The following is a 19,842-nucleotide window of genomic DNA, read 5'->3' as shown; positions in this document are numbered from 1 at the left end:
TACCGACTGTGCCAAACGTAATGCAGGAAACAGAACATGGATATTAACAACAAGGCCCGTATTCACTGGGCGTGCCGTCGCGGCATGCGTGAACTTGATATCTCCATCATGCCTTTCTTCGAGTATGAGTACGACAGCTTAAGCGATGACGATAAGCGCCTGTTTGTCCGTCTGCTTGAGTCCGACGATCCGGATTTATTCAACTGGCTGATGAATCACGGCAAGCCCGCCGACACCGAGTTGCAACGGATGGTGCAATTAATTCAAACACGGAATCAGGAACGTGGTCCTGTGGCAATCTGATCTTCGCGTCTCGTGGCGCTCACAGTGGATGTCCTTACTGCTCCACGGTCTGGTCGCGGCAATGGTGTTATTGGTGCCGTGGCCGCTAAGCTATACCCCTCTGTGGCTGCTTTTGCTGTCGTTTGTAGTGTTTGACAGCGTGCGCAGCCAGCGTCGAATCAACGCCCGTCAGGGTGAGATTAAGCTGCTGATGGATTCTCGCCTGCGCTGGCAGGGAAAAGAGTGGGAAATGATAGGGACGCCGTGGATGCTAAACACCGGGATGATGCTACGGCTGCGTCGGGTCGAGGACAATCGTCGCCAGCACCTGTGGCTGGCAGCAGACAGTATGGATCCTGCGGAGTGGCGAGATCTGCGCCGGTTGATCGTGCAACAGCCGACGCAGGAGTAAATCAGCTGAACTGCTCGGCCATCTCACCCAGAATCTGCTCGCACCAGCTCTGGAGGCGCTCGTCGCTAAGATCGTACTGGTTGGTTTCATCCAGCGCGAGCCCGACAAACAGCTGACCGTCGGCAATAATCGGTTTTTGACTGGTGAACTCATAGCCTTCCGTAGGCCAGTAGCCGATAAAGGTCGCGCCCTTTGGCGCCAGTTTGTCGTGCAGCATGCCGAGTGCGTCAAGGAACCACTCCCCGTAGCCCAACTGGTCGCCCATGCCGTACATCGCAATGATTTTGCCTTCAAAATTGACTGAATCGAGCTGATCCCAGATGGCTTCCCAGTCTTCCTGAATCTCACCAAAGTCCCAGGTAGGGATACCCAGAATCAGCACATCGTACTGCTCCATCAAGGCAACCGCGTCATCTTTCAGGTTATGCAACGTCACCAGTTCCGGGCCAATAATGTCGCGAATTTTCTCCGCCGCCATTTCGGTGTAGCAGGTGCTGGAACCATAGAACAGACCAATATTCATCGCGTAACTATCTCAATTCTTGCTATGACTTTGCGCGTAGTGTACCAGAAACCGATGGCAATCAGGCATAATGGCCAGATTGCAGAACCATAGGGGTTGATGTGGAAAAGGATCTCGCACTCATCGAACAGTTTCTCGACGCGCTGTGGCTGGAGAAAAACCTCGCTGAAAATACGCTTAGCGCCTATCGTCGGGATCTCACTCTGCTGGTCGAGTGGCTGGCGCACCGGGGGCTGACGCTTGAAAGCGCACAAAGCGATGACCTGCAAGGGTTACTGGCTGAGCGGATGGAAGGGGGGTACAAAGCCACCAGCTCCGCACGTCTGCTGAGCGCCATGCGCCGCCTGTTCCAGCACCTTTACCGCGAGAAGATCCGCGCGGATGATCCCAGCGCACTGCTGGCATCGCCTAAACTACCTCAGCGGCTGCCAAAAGATCTCAGCGAAGCGCAAGTTGAGAGATTATTACAGTCGCCCGCAGTTGACCTTCCGCTGGAGTTACGCGATAAAGCCATGCTTGAACTATTGTATGCCACGGGCTTGCGCGTTTCTGAGCTGGTGGGCCTGACGATGAGCGATATCAGCCTGCGTCAGGGCGTGGTGCGCGTTATCGGTAAAGGGAACAAAGAACGGCTGGTGCCGCTGGGTGAAGAGGCAGTCTACTGGCTGGAGACGTATCTGGAACACGGGCGTCCGTGGCTGCTGAACGGCGTCTCCATAGATGTATTATTCCCGAGCCAGCGCGCGCAGCAGATGACGCGACAAACGTTCTGGCATCGCATTAAACATTACGCCACACTGGCGGGTATTGACAGTGAGAAGCTGTCGCCGCACGTTTTGCGTCACGCCTTCGCGACGCATCTGTTAAACCACGGCGCGGATTTACGCGTGGTGCAGATGTTGCTTGGACACAGCGATCTTTCAACGACGCAAATATACACCCATGTCGCGACGGAACGCCTGCGGCAGCTACACCAACAGCACCACCCTCGCGCGTGAGTGCCGACGAATTGTTACAGGATCATATATGAAAAAGTCTTTAGCGCTGTTCACCCTGCTGGCAGCTTCGGTTTCCGGTTTTGCCCATGCGGATGATGCCGCCATTAAACAGTCTCTGACGAAACTCGGCGTCGCCAGCAGCGAGATCCAACCAGCGCCGGTGGCTGGCATGAAAACGGTGCTGACCAACAGCGGCGTGCTGTACGTGACCGAAGACGGAAAGCACATCATTCAGGGGCCGATGTACGACGTGAGCGGTGCGCAGCCGGTGAACGTCACCAACCAGCTACTGATGAAAAACCTGAATGCGCTCGAAAAAGAGATGATTGTCTACAAAGCGGCGCAGGAAAAGCACGTCATTACCGTCTTCACCGACATCACCTGCGGCTACTGCCACAAGCTGCATGAAGAGATGAAAGACTACAACGCGCTGGGCATTACCGTGCGTTACCTGGCCTTCCCACGCGCTGGCGTGCAGAGCCAGCCTGAGCAGGATATGAAAGCGATCTGGTGTGCGAAAGACCGCAACAAGGCCTTTGATGACGCGATGAACGGCAAAGGCGTGAAGCCCGCCTCCTGCGATATCGACATCGCTAACCATTACGCGCTGGGCGTACAGTTTGGCGTGAGCGGTACGCCAGCCATTGTGCTGAGCAACGGCTATGTGGTGCCGGGCTACCAGGGTCCAAAAGAGATGAAAGCGTTCCTCGACGAACACCAGAAACAGACGGGTGGTAAATAATTCGCGTGAAAGCCCCGATAAAACTGCGCCGCCGCGATGCGGTTGAAACCGCGGATTTACCAGATACGCTTCCGCTGCTGTTAAAGCGGTTGTACGCCAGCCGTGGCGTGCGTACGGCAAGCGATCTTGAGCGCAGCGTTAAAGGCATGCTGCCCTGGCAAGCGCTGAGTGGCATCGAAAAAGCGACTGAAATGCTCTACGACGCGTTCCGTGACGGGACGCGGATTGTCGTGGTGGGCGATTTCGATGCCGACGGCGCAACCAGTACCGCGCTGAGCGTACTCAGCCTGCGTGCGCTGGGCTGCGATAACGTGGCTTACCTGGTGCCGAACCGGTTTGAAGACGGCTACGGCCTCAGCCCGGAAGTGGTCGATCAGGCCCATGCCCGTGGTGCACAGATGATCATGACCGTGGATAACGGGATCTCTTCTCATGCGGGGGTCGATCATGCCCATGCGCTGGGGATCCCGGTACTGGTCACCGATCACCACCTGCCAGGAGAAACCCTGCCAGACGCTGAAGCCATCATTAACCCGAACCTGCGCGACTGCGATTTCCCGTCGAAATCGCTGGCCGGAGTAGGGGTGGCGTTTTATCTGATGCTGGCGTTACGCATGTTGCTGCGTGATAAGGGCTGGTTCGAATCGCGCGGGATTGCCGTGCCGAATCTTGCGGAGTATCTCGATCTGGTGGCGCTGGGAACCGTGGCGGACGTGGTGCCGCTCGATACCAATAACCGTATTCTCACCTGGCAGGGCTTGAGCCGCATTCGGGCGGGCAAATGCCGTCCGGGGATCAAGGCGCTGCTGGAAATTGCCAACCGCGATCCGCTGAAGCTTGCGGCAAGCGATTTGGGTTTTGCCCTCGGCCCGCGCCTGAACGCGGCGGGGCGGCTGGACGATATGTCGGTTGGCGTTGCGCTGCTCCTGTGCGACAACATCGGCGAAGCGCGCGTGCTGGCCAGTGAGCTGGACGCACTCAACCAGACCCGTAAAGAGATTGAGCAGGGGATGCAGGCCGAAGCGCTGACCCTGTGCGAAAAGCTGGAGCGCAGCGGCGATAACCTGCCGGGTGGGCTGGCGATGTATCACCCCGAATGGCACCAGGGCGTGGTGGGCATTCTGGCGTCGCGCATTAAAGAGCGTTTCCACCGCCCGGTGATCGCGTTCGCCCCCGCCGGGGACGGCACGCTGAAAGGCTCTGGTCGTTCCATTCAGGGGCTGCATATGCGCGATGCGCTGGAGCGTCTGGATACGCTGCATCCGGGGTTGATGATTAAGTTCGGCGGCCACGCGATGGCGGCAGGCCTGTCGCTGGAAGAGGCGAAGTTCGACGAGTTCCAGCGTCTGTTTGGCGAACTGGTCACCGAGTGGATCGATCCGTCTCTGTTGCAGGGTGAAGTGGTTTCTGACGGCGAGCTTTCTCCGGCTGAAATGACCATGGAGGTGGCGCAGATGCTGCGCGATGCCGGCCCGTGGGGGCAGATGTTCCCGGAGCCGCTTTTCGACGGACGTTTTCGTTTGCTGCAACAGCGCATCGTGGGCGAACGCCATCTCAAAGTGATGGTGGAACCGGTCGGCGGCGGGCCGCTGCTCGACGGCATCGCCTTTAACGTTGATACCTCCATCTGGCCGGACAACGGCGTGCGCGAGGTTGAGCTGGCCTATAAGCTGGATATTAACGAGTTCCGCGGTAACCGCACCCTTCAGATCATCATCGACAATATCTGGCCAATTTAGCGTCAGTAATCTCTATAAAAAAGGGCGTGGATTCGGTACAATCCCGCTCTTATCACCGCATTTTGACAAGCTCATAAAAGAAAACAGACCATGTTTGAAATTAATCCGGTAAAAAACCGCATTCAGGACCTCACGGAGCGCTCTGACGTTCTTAGGGGGTATCTTTGACTACGATGCCAAGAAAGAGCGTCTCGAAGAAGTAAACGCCGAGCTGGAACAGCCGGACGTCTGGAACGAACCTGAACGCGCGCAGGCGCTGGGTAAAGAACGTTCCTCCCTCGAAGCCATCGTAGATACGCTGGATCAAATGGCGCAGGGTCTGGAAGATGTTTCTGGGCTGCTGGAGCTGGCTGTCGAAGCCGACGACGAAGAAACCTTTAACGAAGCCGTGGCAGAGCTTGACGTGCTGGAAGAGAAGCTGGCGCAGCTGGAATTCCGTCGCATGTTCTCCGGCGAATACGACAGCGCTGACTGCTATCTCGATATTCAGGCAGGCTCTGGCGGTACCGAAGCGCAGGACTGGGCCAGCATGCTGATGCGCATGTACCTGCGCTGGGCTGAAGCGCGCGGTTTCAAAACCGAGATTATCGAAGAGTCCGAAGGTGAAGTGGCGGGCATCAAGTCCGTCACCATTAAGATTATTGGCGATTACGCCTACGGCTGGCTGCGTACTGAAACCGGCGTTCACCGCCTGGTGCGTAAGAGCCCGTTCGATTCCGGTGGCCGTCGCCACACCTCCTTCAGCTCCGCGTTTGTCTACCCGGAAGTGGATGAGGATATCGATATCGACATCAACCCGGCTGACCTGCGCATCGACGTGTACCGCGCATCCGGCGCGGGCGGTCAGCACGTTAACCGTACGGAATCTGCGGTGCGTATTACCCACATTCCAACCGGGCTGGTAACACAGTGCCAGAACGACCGTTCCCAGCATAAGAACAAAGACCAGGCCATGAAGCAGATGAAAGCGAAGCTTTATGAGCTGGAGATGCAGAAGAAAAATGCTGAGAAGCAGGCGATGGAAGACAACAAGTCCGACATCGGCTGGGGCAGCCAGATCCGTTCTTACGTCCTTGATGACTCCCGCATCAAAGACCTGCGTACCGGGGTTGAAACCCGTAACACGCAGGCGGTGCTGGACGGCAGCCTGGATCAATTTATCGAAGCAAGTTTGAAAGCAGGGTTATGAGGAACCAACATGTCTGAACAACAATCACAGGGCGCTGACGCGGTAGTCGATCTTAATAACGAACTGAAAACCCGCCGCGAGAAGCTGGCAGCGCTGCGCGAGCAGGGCGTGCCGTTCCCGAACGATTTTCGTCGTGACCACACCTCAGACCAACTGCACGCAGACTTCGACGGTAAAGAGAACGAAGAGCTTGAAGCGCTGAACGTTGAAGTGTCCGTGGCGGGCCGCATGATGACCCGTCGTATCATGGGTAAAGCCTCCTTCGTGACCTTACAGGACGTTGGCGGCCGCATTCAGCTGTATGTCTCTCGTGACGACCTGCCGGAAGGCATCTATAACGAGCAGTTCAAGAAGTGGGACCTGGGCGACATCCTGGGCGCTAAAGGTAAACTGTTCAAAACCAAGACCGGTGAACTGTCTATCCACTGCACCGAGCTGCGTCTGCTGACCAAAGCCCTGCGCCCGCTGCCGGACAAGTTCCACGGTTTGCAGGATCAGGAAGCGCGCTATCGTCAGCGCTACCTGGATCTCATCTCTAATGATGAATCCCGTAAGACCTTCAAAATTCGCTCCCAGATCATGGCCGGTATTCGCCAGTTCATGGTTAACCGCGACTTTATGGAAGTAGAAACCCCGATGATGCAGGTGATCCCAGGCGGTGCCTCTGCCCGTCCGTTCATCACCCATCACAACGCCCTGGACCTGGACATGTACCTGCGTATCGCGCCGGAACTGTACCTGAAGCGTCTGGTGGTCGGTGGTTTCGACCGCGTGTTCGAGATCAACCGTAACTTCCGTAACGAAGGTATTTCCGTACGTCATAACCCAGAGTTCACCATGATGGAACTCTATATGGCGTATGCGGATTACAAAGATCTGATCGAGCTGACCGAATCCCTGTTCCGCACCCTGGCGCAGGATATTCTGGGCACCACGCAGGTCCCTTACGGTGAAGAAGTGTTCGACTTCGGCAAGCCGTTCGAAAAACTGACCATGCGCGAAGCGATCAAGAAATACCGTCCGGAAACCAATATGGCGGATCTGGATAACTTCGACTCTGCGAAAGCGATCGCTGAAAGCATCGGTATTAAGGTTGAGAAGAGCTGGGGTCTGGGCCGTATCGTGACCGAGATCTTCGAAGAAGTGGCCGAAGCGCACCTGATTCAGCCGACCTTCATCACCGAATACCCGGCGGAAGTGTCTCCGCTGGCGCGTCGTAATGACGAGAACCCGGAAATCACTGACCGCTTCGAATTCTTCATCGGTGGCCGCGAAATCGGTAACGGCTTTAGCGAGCTGAACGATGCAGAAGATCAGGCGCAGCGTTTCCAGGATCAGGTTAACGCGAAAGCGGCAGGCGACGATGAAGCGATGTTCTTCGACGAAGACTACGTAACCGCGCTGGAGCACGGCCTGCCGCCGACGGCTGGCCTGGGTATTGGTATCGACCGTATGGTGATGCTGTTCACCAACAGCCACACCATCCGCGACGTGATCCTGTTCCCGGCGATGCGTCCGGTGAAATAAGCCGTTAAGACGTAAAAAAAGCCCCGTGCGTTTATCGCCGGGGCTTTTTTATTGCGCCGCAAAAGCGCTGAGTTTTTCGCGCGCAGTGTTCGCTTCCTGCACCATCCACGGACTAAATGCCCACGGTGTGGCGTCCAGCGCGCGGAAGAGCGCGTCCAGCTCCACCCACTGATACTCCATCACTTCGTCGCTATTGATTGCGAGGGTATTCGTTACGCGGGCGGCATAGACCGGGCAGATTTCGTTTTCAACGATCCCTGAAGGGTCGGCTTCACGGTAGCGGAACGCCGGGGCAACGGGAGTGATGTCTATGATTTCGGCCCCGACTTCAAAGCGGCAGCGGCGGATAATCGCCTGCTCTGTCGCTTCGTCGGCCTGTGGATGTCCGCAAACGGAGTTGGTCCACACGCCGGGCCAGGCTTTTTTACTTAAGGCGCGCCGGGTAATCAGACATTCTCCGTTAGCGTTAAACAGCCATGAAGAGAAGGCCAGGTGTAGCGGGGTGTGTGACGTGTGCGCGGCGTACTTCTCCTGAGTGCCAATCACCTTTCCCTGGTCATTTACCAAAATAACGTGTTCTTGAATACTCATTGATGCTCCAGTGCCATAATGCTTAATGGTTCAGCACCATCAGCGGAATTATTATACTGCATTCTTATGCAAACGGTTTGGCCCACAGAGCGGAAAAGGGCATGACCCGCATCAGTTTGGGCTGCTATCATAGTGCGCCATTCACGCTGACCGAGGAGCTGTTTTGTTTGCAGGAAGCCTGACGAGAAACCCGATCATTGCCGTTTTCTGCCTGACGCTGACGCTACTTGTAGCAGGATGCTCGGGGAGTAAATCTTCGGATATGGGCAGTTATTCCGGTGCCGTCTATACCGTTAAGCGCGGGGACACGCTCTACCGCATCTCACGTGCCACGGGGACCAGCGTGAAGGAGCTGGCGCGCCTGAATAATATCTCTCCACCGTATACCATTGAGATAGGGCAAAAGCTCAAGGTTAACGGCGGTTCCTCCTCAGGGAAAAAGTCCTCAACGCGTAAAACAGCCAAAGTGACGCCATCCTATCAGGTGCCTAAATCATCCTGGCCGCCGGTCGGTCAGCGCTGCTGGATCTGGCCTGCAAGCGGAAAAGTGGTTGCGCCGTACTCGCTCTCGGAAGGGGGCAATAAAGGTATTGATATCGCTGCCGCACGCGGCACGCCGGTTTACGCTTCAGGGGCCGGAAAGGTGGTCTATGTCGGTAACCAGCTTCGTGGATACGGTAACCTGATCATGATTAAGCATGGTGAGGACTACATTACGGCATATGCGCATAACGACACGATGTTGGTGAATAATGGCCAGAACGTGAAGGCGGGGCAGAAGATTGCGACCATGGGCAGTACCGGGACGGATACGGTGAAGCTGCATTTCCAGATTCGCTATAAGGCCACGGCCATCGATCCGCAGCGTTATCTTCCGGCGCAGGGCAGTAAACCGAAGTGCTAAGTGATTATTTAATCGCCACTTAGTGGGGTAAAGGCTTGTATGAAGAGGCGTAAGGTCTATAATGCCTTACGCACCTCAAAGCGGGCGTAGTTCAATGGTAGAACGAGAGCTTCCCAAGCTCTATACGAGGGTTCGATTCCCTTCGCCCGCTCCAGTCTCCTCATAAATCAAGAAGTTATATTTCATCAGTTAGTTACGTTGCTCTGCTTTAGCAGGTACAACTAAAACTACCCACTGTTCTATACCCGTACCTGTCGCGTGATAGGTCTGTGGTACAAGGGAACATATCCTCACGCTGGCGGTGGTTCCAGGTTCTTACCGCGATAGTACAACAACGAACAAAAAGCCGCATACCTGGCATAACTCCCGAACAGATTGAACACACGCATTTAAGCCCGATGTGTGGCCCTATGAGCCACGTAAACAGGTGAATAGTGGTAATGCCCCGGTAGCTACAGATCCGGCTCTGCCAGCGCTTTGCTCACGCTCCGAAAGGTACACGAGCACCCTGATAAGGTGTGATCCCCCTGACAATCTGATTTGGTCACTGGTGACTTTCGCAAAGCGAAACCAACTAGGTTGGCCTGTTGCAGTCGCTATGCTCCGCTTGTTGCTTCTACCACTAACGGGGCTTTATGGCTTCTATTGTCTGAAATCTGATACATTGCACAAACATCATGTGGATTACTGTAAAGTTCATCACTATGATTATGTGTGCCATTGCCAGTTAAGAAATGCGGAGAGGACAATATGGATGTTACTGATGAGGCTTTGTTGAGTTCTGGCTTTACACCATCGGATTTGAAGAAGATAAAGAACAACGTTGAAAGCTATGGTGGAACGTTGGGGAATGCAATCAGGGACCTGGCTAGGCGATTTATTCTTGCCGTGTGGGTTGTATCCGGTTGCCTTGCTGTATTCATTTTTCTTGTGATGTTCGGATCTGAGCAGAGTGTTTTCTCTGGTGCTATTGGCCTTTCTTGTGGCGCAGCGGTTGCAATTTTTATACAACCGCCTGTACTTGCTTATAAATCTTGGCGATTCTGTAGAGCGAACAAATCTTAATTAGTACTGTTATCAGTAGCCAGAAGATCAAAAATGACTTTCGCTTTGACACCATATCCAGCGATTTTCATCGTTAGCTTAGGCTTGCTCATTGTGTCAACTTTTCGGTAGTAATCACGCGGCAGCCAACGGAATAATCGCCAAGCTCCGGGTTTCCTTGCTAAGCCGAAGATACTATAGACACTCGCCCCTAGAGTCACCGTATTATAAAGAGCTAATCCACTTTTTGGGCTAAACCCCATAAATTGCGCGGTCTCCATTGCGCCATCAGCAAAAATTCCTTCCGATTTGGATTGTTCACCATAGCGAAGATGGCTTGCTTCTTTTGTTATACCGTTAATACCATCAACAAATAAAACTGCTCCTGCAAGAACTCCAACAGGGGTCATAGTGGACATCATAACCATCCCACCAAATAATGCTGCTCCAGATACCACTATATGGATTGCCGAAATCACGTATCCGACGATTTTATTGTTTTCCCTGACAAATTCGACCTTCGCGTAAAGCTGTGCGGCTCTGGTTCTTAACAGGCGTTCTTGTTCTTGCAGATTATCTGTTTCGGCACGCAGATTTTTGATGCATGCAATGCATTCTTCATCGGTTTTGGCCCGTCGTGCAGTTTCAAATTCTTTCTCTACGACCTGCCTTATCTCTTCGACAAACTTGATACGTGTTATCCCATCTTGCAAATAGAATGCTGATAGCCGATTTGCAGTTTCGACGAGTTTCCGGGCTTCCAGATTTACCATGGTATCTGACCATGTTCTGTTCCAGCCCCTGTTAAGCAACGCAATATCCATTAAAGACTCCTTTCCAAAATGTGTCTCGTCATTTTACGTGCAATAAGGTCGAAGACAACAGGAAATACTTACACAACCCGCCCCCGTAGGTGTCCCGTCTCTTTATCCTCCCAGTTTACATCCTCCTGCTTAAAATATCCCCGGCTCTATTATAGATCCGCTGAGTGGATCGGTTAGCTGCCTAATAATTTCACTGGATCTGCATGAAATATCCTGGTGTTATCACTGCGTTACACTACTTTGCTTGCGTTGCAATTTGCCTCGCTTTATTACAACAGGCGAAACGCTGTCTTCCTGTGCCTTTGCCGTAACACTGCTGACTTGCTGGCAACGGTTGAGCGGTTAACAGAACGGGGTGTAGTTGTTCAGTTCCACAAAGAGGATTTTAAGACCGGGAAGAACTCTCCAGCAGGTAATATGATGCTGACCGTACTGGCAGCAGTCGCACAGATGGAACGTGAAACGATGCTGGAGCGCCAGCGTGAAGGTTACGAAGCAGCAAAAGCCGCAGGCAGGATCACCGGACGGGGCAAAGGTCGCTCTATTGATCGTGAAGCCATTAAAGCAGAACTCGCAGCAGGTAAAACCATTCGTGCGATCGCAGAAAGCCACAACGTCAGCACCAGAACAGTCATGAACATTAAGGCCGAAGCCTGAACAATTCTAAAACATCCCCACTTTGACCTCGCTCCGGCGGGGTTTTTTATTGCCTGAAATCCACACCAGCGCGAGCACCACCACCAATAGCTCCGTATGCTCCACCAGAAACTCTACAGCTCGTCATCCCCCTCACAATTGTAAACTGACAGACCCATATCACAGCGTCCCGCTGATAGGCTCTCACAGGCCCAGAAATGGAGGGTTTTTCGTTGTTTTTGTACGAAAATTATTTATCTGTATAGAAGGGCGGATCGGTGATTGTGTTTAGCTGCGCCACAGATGGTAGTTCTGCCTAGGCCGCGCCATTACTGGCTTTGCTGCATGCACCACACTATAACGCCCATAGGTACAGACTTGTGTTTTGTACGTTCAGTGACCACTTCAGCATGATTAACTACGGATTATAGGCTATTTGAGGTGCATTTAATCTATTTTGTTCGCAGGATAGCCAGTGGCAAAGATCATCCACCTAATTTTTACAGAAAACCAGTATAGGATTGCCAATCTTCAGCCAGCGCGGAGAATGGTCGATACTTTCAGATGAAAGCGGGGGGGATAATCAATACTCGGAGCGGATCAGGTGTCTGGACCGCCTCAGGTGTTGCCGTTGATTGTGCCATTGAAGCATGACGCGGACATATCAAACCATGTCAAAAATTCCGACATAAACCACTGAAGGAAGGTAAGTGGCTTTCCTCTGTCAGAGGGTAGGGAGGTTTTAGCAAAGTTTGTACATGAATCAATACTAAGTGTTAATCAATACAAAGTACTTCTGACTTTCGCAAAGCGAAACCAACCATTGTCGTAATGTCCTTGCATCACCCAAATAATAAGAAAGTGGAGATGGAATCTGCCGAAAAGTTTCGGCTGGATTGCTGTAAAGTTCATCATTATGATTGCTTGCATAATCAGCGATTGGAAAAACACTTTTGGGAGATAAGGGACGAGACGATATGAAAGTGACTGATGAGGCTTTGTTACGTTCAGGGTTTACGCAGCCCGAATTGCAGAAGATAAAAAGCAATATTGAAAAATATGGAGGAACGCCTGGAGAGGCCATAAATGACCTCGCTAGACGATTTGTTACCCTGGCGGGGGTGGTGGCTGTGTGTACCTTTACCCTACTGCTACTTTTCGTCTTCAGCTCACCTGATAGAGCAGCTGCATGGGGGCTGGCGATGATCTTTGGGGTTGCCATTATGTCCTTCGCACAGCCGCCGGTAATTTCCTATAAATCCTGGCGTTATCGAAAAAATACAAAGGATTAACGGGTTCCATTTTCTGCTGTTAACAGGTCGAAAATCACTTTTGCTTTAACGCCATAACCGATAATCTTCATTGTTATCTTAAGAGTGCTTATTGTGCTGACATTGCGATAGTAATCGTGTGAAAACCAGCGGAATAATCTCCAGGCTCCAGTTTTCGAGCAAGTCCTACTTGGCTGCTGAATATACCTACAGGCTGGATAAAGAAAAGCTCACTGATTACTCTCTTGAACAGCAAGCCTCTATTTTAGCTGATTACTGGTTACTGCTGGTTTATGGGATTAGTAAGTGGTCTTATTATCAAAGGCCTGGGTGCATGGGGATGTACAGGGGCGTTAAACATGAAGTACAAAATGTTGCTGGGTGTTGTGTTCATCTTAACGGGATGCCCTGGGCCTGGTGATCGAATGGTAGATCGTGAATCTTCAATGGCATTAATCAAAGATAATCAAGTTTGTGTCGTGTCACCACTGGAACGGATCACTGCTATCCAAATTAACAGTGATAATAGCGACTCTCTTCACAAGATTTTTGATGACAAGCCCGTGTATGTTCAAAAGGGCGGGTGTCTTCCTGTGTTCGGATTTAAGTTTACACCTGGAGAGCGGTATAACTTCGCGTATGACGTCCAATCTGATAAATCAGGGTCACATTTAGTCACTGCTGTATTTTCTTATCCCAAAGAATAAGGGGCTGAACGCCCCATATTCTTAACGGCGTGTAAACGCCAACCTGATCCCTAATCCAATGAATGTTACACCAACAATTCTATCCAGTATTTTCTGCAACCTTCTGTTTTGCGAAACGGTTCCGGCTGCACTACCTGCAAGTACGGCGAACGTTAAATCAGTCATAAAAGCGATCAATGCGTAGGTCATTCCCAGGAGTAGAAAAGAAGCTGTCTGGTGCTCGCTTCCAGGCGCAACGAATTGAGGGAAAAAGGAGATGAAGAATAACAGTACCTTCGGGTTGGTTAAGGTAGTTATGAAACCTTTAGTAAGTAGACTCGTCAGAGTCGCTTTTGCCTTAACGCGTTCAGCTTCGTTGTGATTCGTGGTTTGCTTTGTCAGCGTTCCCCAAATCATCTTACTACCGAGATACACCAGATAAGCCGCACCGAGAGACTTAATGATGGTGAACATCATCGGAGATGCTGTTATCAACGCGGTTAATCCCACAGCGCTTGCAATTGCATGTGTGCAACTACCTAATGCTACACCAGCGGCAGAGATAATTCCCGCGCGTCTTCCATTAACCACGCTTTGACCTACCACGTAGGCTATATCAGGCCCAGGTGTAACGGAAAGGAGAAATACAGATAGGGCGAAAAGCCCAAAATGAGTTATGTCCAGCATAGCCATCTCCAGAAAAAAATTATGTACCTCCATGCTAACACTGAATTTTTATGCGTAAAGGGTGATTTTATATGCTTTTAGTCTGCTTTTGCTAAACAACGAATCACTCATGGCATAACACGCTAAGTTGCACATTTCCTGTACCCTGGATACCCTGAGATTAATCCTAATAACTCAAGGGTGAGTATGGCTAGCGGGAAGAGAAAGAATCAAAAGGAATCGTCTGAAGAAGAGTTAGATCGCCTGCTGGATGAGCTTGAACTCACACCGGAGCAACGGGAGTTTATCGAATCCATGCGAGAGGATAAGAGCGATCCCAGTAGTGAGTAACGCTTGTCTTAAGCCGAACGAGTACAAACGGCATTGTAAGAAATTCCTCACCCGGTGCATGCAGAATCACGGTGCCTTTGTTCCGGCTGTCGCTGGAGTGTCATAAATATAATTACGCGCGCGCATAATTTAAAATTAAACCCTCTTTCTTTTTACGTAATCAATCGCCCCTGTTATATCTGTCGGCAAATTTTTTATTTCCCGGATCGCAGATGAAAACACGACTCCTCCTGTGCGCTGGCTTATTAGCTGCCTCCAGTGCCCATGCCAGCGCCCTCTATTTTTATGAAGCTGGCACCGAAGATACCGCGCTTGCCGGAGCAGGGCAGGCGGCTCGTGCGCAGGATGCCTCTACAATTATGACCAACCCGGCTGGCATGACGCGCTTACCGGATCATATGGTCACCGGTGGGTTACAGGTTATGGATGGCTCCATCGACAACCAGCTGGATAACGATGCCCATCAAAGCCCCGGCGATGTGATGAAAACCATCCCGAATGCCAGCGCCTTTTATAGCCAGAAGGTGACCGATAATCTTTATGCCGGGGTCGGGCTTTATGGTAAGCCTGGGGATCGACTACGGCAGCTGGGCGGGCGACAGGCTAATTAAAAAGAGTACCATGGTAGCCATGACGCTCAGCCCCTCGCTGGCCTATAAGCTTAACGACCGTCTTTCGATTGGCGCGTCCGCCAACGTTAACTACGGTTACTTCTCGCTGACTCGCAGCGTTAACGATGATGACTACCGGCGACGCGATGAAGACCTGGCCATGAGCTATCGGCTTGGGCTGCTGATGCAGCTAACTGACCAGACCCGAGCCGGTATTACCTGGAACAGCGAAACGGACTACAGCTTCAATATTGACGGCAACGCGCGTCTACAGAACGGCACCTACGACCTGCCGGTGTCAGCACAAATCAGCGCGCCGCAGCAAATTATGCTCAGCCTTGTGCATGACATTAACCCGCAGTGGTCGGTTATGGGCGATCTCGGCTGGCAGGACTGGAGCCAGTTCGGCGCGCCGCAAATCGTCGTCGGGGACCAGCAGCTGAACAACGTCAGCCGCCTGAAGGACACGTGGCACGGTGCGGTGGGCGTGCAGTATCGTCCAACGCCTCAGTGGCGACTGAATGCCGGTGTGGCGTTCGACAGCTCGCCGTATGAAAGCCAGAGCGATGTGGCCTTAACCTTACCTACCGGCGATGAGTGGCGATTTGGTACGGGAGCCCAGTATCAGATCACCCCGGCCAGCAATATTGGTATTGCCGTGTCGTATCTTCATATGCAGTCGTCGCATGTGAAATCGCCGGTGGCGTTTGCCGGAAGTTACGACCATCCTTATCTTTGGTTTGCCAGCGTCAACTACAGCTATCAGTTTTGATCGGCTAACCGCTTAAAATATATGGTCTATAATGGCAGATACTGAATGTCAGAAGGTTGTACCATGCATATTTTACCGCCTGTTCGACCCGAAAAATCCATCGAACGACTGACCGCTATCCTTGAGCCGATAGCGGAGAAAGTGCACGTTGTTCCACGTAAGCGACTCACCTGGTTACGGAAGGGGAAACAGCAGATGTACCTCTTTCTGGAAGGGGAGCTGTCCCTGCTGCGGACATCGGATGGACTGGTGGTCGTGACCGTTTACGAGCCGCATTTGTTTGGTATTGCTGAGATGATCCAGCCTACGCAAGGCCATTTTCTCCGTGCGGAAAGGGAGTCGACCATTTTACGTCTCGATGCGGACAAGGCGGCCGAGTTATTCCGTGCCGAGGGCGTCTGGGAGGATGTCGCAGCGCTGCTCTCATACCATACGGCCTATTTGATATTCCGTGATGCGCAGGTACTCCAGCAGCGTACCTATTCCGTTATTCGTAACCACCTTCAGGAAATGATTTTGCTCCCGGAGGAGACGCGTTTGCGTACCACGATACTGGAATATATTCAGGATCGTACGCTGCTTTCTCGCAGTAGTATACTCAATGTATTATCCGCCCTTAAACAGGGAGAATATATCTCCTTTAAGCGCGGTGGGTATTTGCTTGAAGTCAGACACTTACCTGAATCATTCTAGGGGAAGTTTAAAATTAAACAGAAATGGAATTAACGAGGCTGTTAATTTTCTATATCGTTTGCTTTCTAAGTTTTATCTTTATTAAGTAAACGGTATATTTATGAAAAAGACAGTTCTCGCTTTGATTATGGTTAATGCGTTTACCGCCACTTCCGCGTTCGCCGCCGCTGATGCGGGCACCTGGTATGGCGGAGCGAAATTCGGCTGGTCACACTATTTTGATACCAATATGGGTTCAAAAGCGTTTGATAACAATAATTCCGACCACTTCGATTTTGACCATGATAATGTCGGTGGGGGTGTTTATACGGGTTACCAGATTACCCCATGGCTTGCGGTAGAAGGCGGTTATGATTATTTAGGCAACATGCAGATCAAGGGTCAGCATGGCGCAGGGGCGCAAATGAAGACGCAGGGTCTGCAAATGTCCCTGAAGGCCAGCTATGCCTTGACCAATGACTGGGATATCTACGGCCGTGCCGGTGCGATGGGCTATCGCGCTGAATCCGATGTAAGTGGTCACAATCGTTTTGAAACCGGTGTGCGCCCGCTTGCAGCTGTGGGTACTGAATACGCCTTCAATAAAAACTGGGCTGGCCGCCTGGAATATCAGTGGGTAAGCAATGTGGGTAATGCAAACCAGATCGGTGTGAGCAGCGACCTGAGTTCCGTCACCGCAGGGCTTAGCTATCGCTTTGGTCAGTACGACTGATGCATGTGATATGGCGATTAAGAAAAACCCGGCTGCTATGTTGCCGGGTTTTTTGTTGTCAGCTGGCGAATAACGGTTCAAGCATAATATGAATATTTTTCAGGCCCGTGACATTATTGTCTTTCAGGTATTGCTGATTAACCATATCTAACTGTTCCAGTTTGGTCAGCGAGGCGTAAACGCGTTGAACAGCGCTGTCCGCAACAAAAATTTCTTTTGCGGTAGTGTCCTGAAGATACTGTGATTTTACGCTGCGCGTTAAGTTATCGATCTGCTGTTTATTTTCCTGATAAAGAGACGCGATATGAGATATCTGTGCCTGCGGCGGTTTTTCCCCCGGTAATACCAGCGGAATTTGCAGATGATTAATCTTTTCAACGTTGTCTGGTGGTGGAGAGCTACATGCTGTTAATGTGCTCAGACTTAATATAGCGAAAAAGAACGGCAGGCTCTTCATCGAATTACTCCGGGGAAATAATTGGACTCAGCATTATCCCTGAAGGCCGCAGCGACGAAAGAATAAACTTATTTATTTATAAACGTTATTTCCATAGGTAAAAGAAAAGCCCGGTGATAGCCTCCTTTCCCCCCATGTACCGCCAGCGTGAATATGACGCCTCGAGGATGTATGAAATTTAAAACTCTCGTTAGTGCGATGGCCGTTGCTGGTCTGCTATTGGCCTCGTTGATCTCATTGCCTGTCCTGGCACAAAAGGAGGTGAAGGAAGCCACTGCCCATACGAAACAAATGAATGATGCACTTTATGGTCAACTGCCCTTCTTTGATAAAACCGATTTCCGAAATGCGCATAAAGGCTTTATTGCCCCGCTGCCACCTGCGGTGATTAAAGGTGAAAAAGGCGCCGTTATCTGGAATCCCCAGAAATACGCTTTTATCAAAGAAGGGCAAAAAGCGCCGGATACCGTCAACCCGAGCCTGTGGCGTCAGGCGCAGCTGAATAATATCGGCGGTCTGTTTGAAGTCACGGAAGGCGTCTACCAGATCCGCAACCTCGATCTGTCGAATATGACAATCATAGAGGGCAAAGAGGGGATCACGGTTATCGATCCGCTGGTGTCTGCGGAAACGGCTAAAGCGGGCATGGATATTTACGTTAAGCATCGCGGCAAACGTCCGGTTGTTGCCGTTATTTATACCCATAGTCACGTCGATCATTATGGCGGCGTGCGTGGCGTAATTGATGAAGCCGGGGTAATGTCCGGCAAAGTGAAAGTCTATGCGCCAGCCGGTTTTATGGAAGAGGCGGTATCGGAAAATATCATGGCCGGAAACGCCATGAGCCGCCGTGCCAGCTATATCCACGGAAACCTGCTGAAACCCGGTGTGAAGGGGCAGGTGGGGGCAGGTCTGGGGACTACCACCTCAGCCGGAACGGTCACGCTCATCGCGCCCACTCACTCTATTACCGAAGAGGAGCAGAAAGAGGTCATTGACGGTCTCACCTATGACTTTATGCTGACGCCGGAATCGGAAGCACCGTCTGAAATGCTCTGGTATGTGGAAGAGAAAAAGCTGATCGAAGCAGCAGAGAACGTCACTCACACCCTGCACAATACCTACTCGCTGCGCGGGGCGAAAATACACGATCCGCTGGCATGGTCAAAGTACATCAATAACGCCATCGATCGTTGGGGTGATAAAGCGGAAATCATTATCGCGCAGCACCACTGGCCCACGTGGGGTAACAAAAAAGTGGTGAAGTTGATGAAAAGCCAGCGTGATATCTACCGCTATATCAACGACCAGACGCTCAGACTGGCGAATAAGGGGCTGACGAGGGATGAAATAGCCGCAAATTTCGCCCTGCCCTACGGGCTGGCTAAATCCTGGGCAGGCCGTGGCTATTACGGCTCGGTAAGCAACAACGTCAAAGCCACCTATGTCTACTATCTTGGCTGGTTCGACGGCAATCCGGCGACGCTCGATGAACTGCCTCCGGTCGAGGCGGCGAAAAAGTATGTCGATTACATGGGCGGAGCCCGCGCGATCCTTGAAAAAGCCCGTGTCGATTATGCCCGGGGGAATTATCGCTGGGTGGCTCAGGTGGTCAGTAAAGTCGTTTTTGCCGATCCGAATAATAAGGCGGCGCGCGAACTGGAAGCCGATGCGTTTGAACAGCTGGGATACCATGCGGAGTCAGGGCCGTGGCGTAACGCCTACCTCACCGGTGCGCAAGAGTTGCGTAACGGCGTGAAGATAAAGCCGACGCCCAAAACCGCCAGCCCGGATGCGGTCCGTGCCATGTCGACTGAGATGATTTTTGACTACTTCGGCGTTCACCTTAACGGCGTCAGAGCGGCGAATGCCAGAGGCGTTTTTAACGTTGATTTAGGCCGCGAGGGCGGCAGGTATAAGCTGGAGCTGGAGAATGGCGTGCTAAACCATAGTGCCAATATCCAGGCAGAAGATCCGGATGCAACCATTACGCTCAGCCGCGAAACGCTGAACAAAATCATCCTTAAGGAAACCACGCTGAAAAAGGCGCAACAGGCAGGAGAGGTGACGATCGTCGGCAACGCCGCGAAGGTAGACGAAATGCTGCGCTGCATGGAGAGCTTCAGTTTCTGGTTTCCTGTCGTCACCCCTTAAATGTAAGAAAGGCTGCTTTCGCAGCCCTTTAGCATTCGCCTGCAACAATTTGCCGGGT

Annotated in this window: 20 protein-coding genes, 1 tRNA gene and 3 pseudogenes; 18 read left to right on the top strand and 6 right to left on the bottom strand. The window is 52.0% G+C overall.

Going from position 1 to position 19,842, the window contains the following annotated elements; translation table 11 throughout:
- Positions 1-36: 36 nt before the first annotated feature.
- Both sdhE and ACQG1K_RS18115 read left to right on the top strand, forming a co-directional pair.
- Entirely contained in the window at positions 37-303 is a 267-nt protein-coding gene (gene sdhE, locus ACQG1K_RS18120) for an FAD assembly factor SdhE (protein ID WP_003863437.1), read from the top strand.
- Positions 284-694, top strand: a complete 411-nt coding sequence (locus tag ACQG1K_RS18115; RefSeq protein ID WP_022649305.1) for a protein YgfX — start codon at positions 284-286, stop codon at positions 692-694. The genes sdhE and ACQG1K_RS18115 overlap by 20 nt, the downstream gene beginning before the upstream one ends.
- Position 695: 1 nt before the next feature.
- Here the strand turns inward: ACQG1K_RS18115 and fldB are convergent, their stop codons facing one another.
- Positions 696-1,217, bottom strand: coding sequence for a flavodoxin FldB (gene fldB / locus ACQG1K_RS18110; RefSeq protein ID WP_015571793.1), 522 nt, complete (start codon positions 1,215-1,217; stop codon positions 696-698).
- Between the two features lie 101 nt (positions 1,218-1,318).
- On the opposite strand from fldB, the gene xerD reads away from it, so the two are divergent.
- The 5 genes from xerD (at position 1,319) to lysS (ending at position 7,412) form a co-directional block, all read left to right on the top strand.
- Positions 1,319-2,215, top strand: a complete 897-nt coding sequence (xerD, locus tag ACQG1K_RS18105) for a site-specific tyrosine recombinase XerD (RefSeq protein ID WP_003863442.1) — start codon at positions 1,319-1,321, stop codon at positions 2,213-2,215.
- Between the two features lie 28 nt (positions 2,216-2,243).
- A complete protein-coding gene (dsbC, locus tag ACQG1K_RS18100; protein WP_022649304.1) occupies positions 2,244-2,957 on the top strand; it encodes a bifunctional protein-disulfide isomerase/oxidoreductase DsbC in 714 nt (237 codons plus the stop codon).
- A gap of 5 nt (positions 2,958-2,962) precedes the next feature.
- Positions 2,963-4,696 (top strand): single-stranded-DNA-specific exonuclease RecJ, encoded by a 1,734-nt coding sequence (gene recJ, locus ACQG1K_RS18095; RefSeq protein ID WP_063202181.1) that lies wholly within the window; start codon positions 2,963-2,965, stop codon positions 4,694-4,696.
- Between the two features lie 90 nt (positions 4,697-4,786).
- A protein-coding gene (gene prfB / locus ACQG1K_RS18090) for a peptide chain release factor 2 (RefSeq protein ID WP_096147815.1) occupies positions 4,787-5,885 on the top strand; the annotation gives its coding sequence in 2 pieces (ribosomal slippage) (positions 4,787-4,861 and positions 4,863-5,885; 1,098 coding nt in all).
- A 9-nt stretch (positions 5,886-5,894) separates the two neighbouring features.
- Positions 5,895-7,412, top strand: coding sequence for a lysine--tRNA ligase (lysS, locus tag ACQG1K_RS18085; protein WP_022649302.1), 1,518 nt, complete (start codon positions 5,895-5,897; stop codon positions 7,410-7,412).
- 48 nt (positions 7,413-7,460) lie between these two features.
- On the opposite strand, the gene idi is transcribed toward lysS, so the two are convergent.
- Entirely contained in the window at positions 7,461-8,003 is a 543-nt protein-coding gene (gene idi / locus ACQG1K_RS18080) for an isopentenyl-diphosphate Delta-isomerase (protein WP_023298540.1), read from the bottom strand.
- A gap of 163 nt (positions 8,004-8,166) precedes the next feature.
- Between idi and actS the strand changes: the two genes are divergently transcribed.
- From actS to ACQG1K_RS18065, 3 genes are all read left to right on the top strand, one after another.
- The gene (gene actS / locus ACQG1K_RS18075; RefSeq protein WP_038416673.1) at positions 8,167-8,907 is read left to right on the top strand and encodes an amidase activator ActS; all 741 of its coding nucleotides are present in this window, start codon (positions 8,167-8,169) and stop codon (positions 8,905-8,907) included.
- An 80-nt stretch (positions 8,908-8,987) separates the two neighbouring features.
- Positions 8,988-9,061, top strand: a tRNA-Gly gene (locus tag ACQG1K_RS18070).
- Between the two features lie 596 nt (positions 9,062-9,657).
- Positions 9,658-9,972, top strand: a complete 315-nt coding sequence (locus tag ACQG1K_RS18065; RefSeq protein WP_367076456.1) for a hypothetical protein — start codon at positions 9,658-9,660, stop codon at positions 9,970-9,972.
- Here ACQG1K_RS18065 and ACQG1K_RS18060 read toward each other — a convergent pair.
- The gene (locus ACQG1K_RS18060) at positions 9,969-10,775 is read right to left on the bottom strand and encodes a DUF4225 domain-containing protein (RefSeq protein WP_023306876.1); all 807 of its coding nucleotides are present in this window, start codon (positions 10,773-10,775) and stop codon (positions 9,969-9,971) included. The genes ACQG1K_RS18065 and ACQG1K_RS18060 overlap by 4 nt on opposite strands.
- Positions 10,776-11,015: 240 nt before the next feature.
- Between ACQG1K_RS18060 and ACQG1K_RS18055 the strand changes: the two genes are divergently transcribed.
- Both ACQG1K_RS18055 and ACQG1K_RS18050 read left to right on the top strand, forming a co-directional pair.
- On the top strand, positions 11,016-11,432 hold the full coding sequence (locus tag ACQG1K_RS18055; protein WP_226863006.1) for a recombinase family protein: 417 nt from the start codon (positions 11,016-11,018) through the stop codon (positions 11,430-11,432).
- Between the two features lie 956 nt (positions 11,433-12,388).
- Positions 12,389-12,703, top strand: a complete 315-nt coding sequence (locus tag ACQG1K_RS18050; RefSeq protein ID WP_022649281.1) for a hypothetical protein — start codon at positions 12,389-12,391, stop codon at positions 12,701-12,703.
- Here ACQG1K_RS18050 and ACQG1K_RS18045 read toward each other — a convergent pair.
- A pseudogene (locus ACQG1K_RS18045) lies at positions 12,700-12,858 on the bottom strand (DUF4225 domain-containing protein); the annotation flags it as partial. The gene ACQG1K_RS18050 and the pseudogene ACQG1K_RS18045 sit on opposite strands and share 4 nt — an antisense overlap.
- 17 nt (positions 12,859-12,875) lie before the next feature.
- On the opposite strand from ACQG1K_RS18045, the pseudogene ACQG1K_RS18040 reads away from it, so the two are divergent.
- Together ACQG1K_RS18040 and ACQG1K_RS18035 are read left to right on the top strand one after the other, a co-directional pair.
- Positions 12,876-13,103 (top strand): annotated as a pseudogene (locus ACQG1K_RS18040) (hypothetical protein); the annotation flags it as partial.
- Positions 13,042-13,389: a putative T6SS immunity periplasmic lipoprotein gene (locus tag ACQG1K_RS18035; protein WP_367076454.1), complete on the top strand. Its 348-nt coding sequence runs from the start codon at positions 13,042-13,044 to the stop codon at positions 13,387-13,389. The pseudogene ACQG1K_RS18040 and the gene ACQG1K_RS18035, both read left to right, overlap by 62 nt.
- A gap of 21 nt (positions 13,390-13,410) precedes the next feature.
- On the opposite strand, the gene ACQG1K_RS18030 is transcribed toward ACQG1K_RS18035, so the two are convergent.
- The gene (locus ACQG1K_RS18030) at positions 13,411-14,055 is read right to left on the bottom strand and encodes a LysE family translocator (RefSeq protein ID WP_367076452.1); all 645 of its coding nucleotides are present in this window, start codon (positions 14,053-14,055) and stop codon (positions 13,411-13,413) included.
- Between the two features lie 542 nt (positions 14,056-14,597).
- Here ACQG1K_RS18030 and ACQG1K_RS18025 point away from each other — a divergent pair.
- The 3 genes and pseudogenes from ACQG1K_RS18025 (at position 14,598) to ACQG1K_RS18015 (ending at position 17,173) form a co-directional block, all read left to right on the top strand.
- Positions 14,598-15,768: pseudogene (locus tag ACQG1K_RS18025) on the top strand (OmpP1/FadL family transporter).
- A gap of 63 nt (positions 15,769-15,831) precedes the next feature.
- On the top strand, positions 15,832-16,461 hold the full coding sequence (locus ACQG1K_RS18020; protein WP_022649277.1) for a winged helix-turn-helix transcriptional regulator: 630 nt from the start codon (positions 15,832-15,834) through the stop codon (positions 16,459-16,461).
- Between the two features lie 100 nt (positions 16,462-16,561).
- A complete protein-coding gene (locus ACQG1K_RS18015; protein WP_022649276.1) occupies positions 16,562-17,173 on the top strand; it encodes an outer membrane beta-barrel protein in 612 nt (203 codons plus the stop codon).
- A gap of 58 nt (positions 17,174-17,231) precedes the next feature.
- Here the strand turns inward: ACQG1K_RS18015 and ACQG1K_RS18010 are convergent, their stop codons facing one another.
- Positions 17,232-17,630 carry a hypothetical protein gene (locus ACQG1K_RS18010; RefSeq protein ID WP_367076447.1) on the bottom strand — a complete coding sequence of 133 codons (399 nt, stop codon included), beginning with the start codon at positions 17,628-17,630 and terminating at the stop codon, positions 17,232-17,234.
- Positions 17,631-17,801: 171 nt separating this feature from the next.
- Here ACQG1K_RS18010 and ACQG1K_RS18005 point away from each other — a divergent pair, with 171 nt between their 5' ends.
- Complete coding sequence (locus ACQG1K_RS18005) at positions 17,802-19,784, top strand: alkyl/aryl-sulfatase (protein ID WP_367076445.1); 1,983 nt, start codon at positions 17,802-17,804, stop codon at positions 19,782-19,784.
- Positions 19,785-19,842: the final 58 nt, after the last annotated feature.

It is taken from the genome of Enterobacter cloacae complex sp. 402C9 (assembly GCF_050030745.1).
GTDB classification, from domain to species: Bacteria; Pseudomonadota; Gammaproteobacteria; order Enterobacterales; family Enterobacteriaceae; genus Enterobacter; species Enterobacter intestinihominis.
Note: the sequence above shows the minus strand (reverse complement) of the source record. Positions and strands in the feature narration are given on the sequence as shown.

Excerpts from the sequence above, each read along its gene's own strand:
- sdhE (WP_003863437.1), top strand. The coding sequence starts at position 37 with ATGGATATTAACAACAAGGCCCGTATTCACTGGGCGTGCCGTCGCGGC.
- fldB (WP_015571793.1), bottom strand. The coding sequence starts at position 1,217 with ATGAATATTGGTCTGTTCTATGGTTCCAGCACCTGCTACACCGAAATG.
- dsbC (WP_022649304.1), top strand. The coding sequence starts at position 2,244 with ATGAAAAAGTCTTTAGCGCTGTTCACCCTGCTGGCAGCTTCGGTTTCC.
- lysS (WP_022649302.1), top strand. The coding sequence starts at position 5,895 with ATGTCTGAACAACAATCACAGGGCGCTGACGCGGTAGTCGATCTTAAT.
- idi (WP_023298540.1), bottom strand. The coding sequence starts at position 8,003 with ATGAGTATTCAAGAACACGTTATTTTGGTAAATGACCAGGGAAAGGTG.
- ACQG1K_RS18065 (WP_367076456.1), top strand. The coding sequence starts at position 9,658 with ATGGATGTTACTGATGAGGCTTTGTTGAGTTCTGGCTTTACACCATCG.
- ACQG1K_RS18060 (WP_023306876.1), bottom strand. The coding sequence starts at position 10,775 with ATGGATATTGCGTTGCTTAACAGGGGCTGGAACAGAACATGGTCAGAT.
- ACQG1K_RS18050 (WP_022649281.1), top strand. The coding sequence starts at position 12,389 with ATGAAAGTGACTGATGAGGCTTTGTTACGTTCAGGGTTTACGCAGCCC.
- ACQG1K_RS18035 (WP_367076454.1), top strand. The coding sequence starts at position 13,042 with ATGAAGTACAAAATGTTGCTGGGTGTTGTGTTCATCTTAACGGGATGC.
- ACQG1K_RS18030 (WP_367076452.1), bottom strand. The coding sequence starts at position 14,055 with ATGCTGGACATAACTCATTTTGGGCTTTTCGCCCTATCTGTATTTCTC.
- ACQG1K_RS18020 (WP_022649277.1), top strand. The coding sequence starts at position 15,832 with ATGCATATTTTACCGCCTGTTCGACCCGAAAAATCCATCGAACGACTG.
- ACQG1K_RS18015 (WP_022649276.1), top strand. The coding sequence starts at position 16,562 with ATGAAAAAGACAGTTCTCGCTTTGATTATGGTTAATGCGTTTACCGCC.
- ACQG1K_RS18010 (WP_367076447.1), bottom strand. The coding sequence starts at position 17,630 with ATGAAGAGCCTGCCGTTCTTTTTCGCTATATTAAGTCTGAGCACATTA.
- ACQG1K_RS18005 (WP_367076445.1), top strand. The coding sequence starts at position 17,802 with ATGAAATTTAAAACTCTCGTTAGTGCGATGGCCGTTGCTGGTCTGCTA.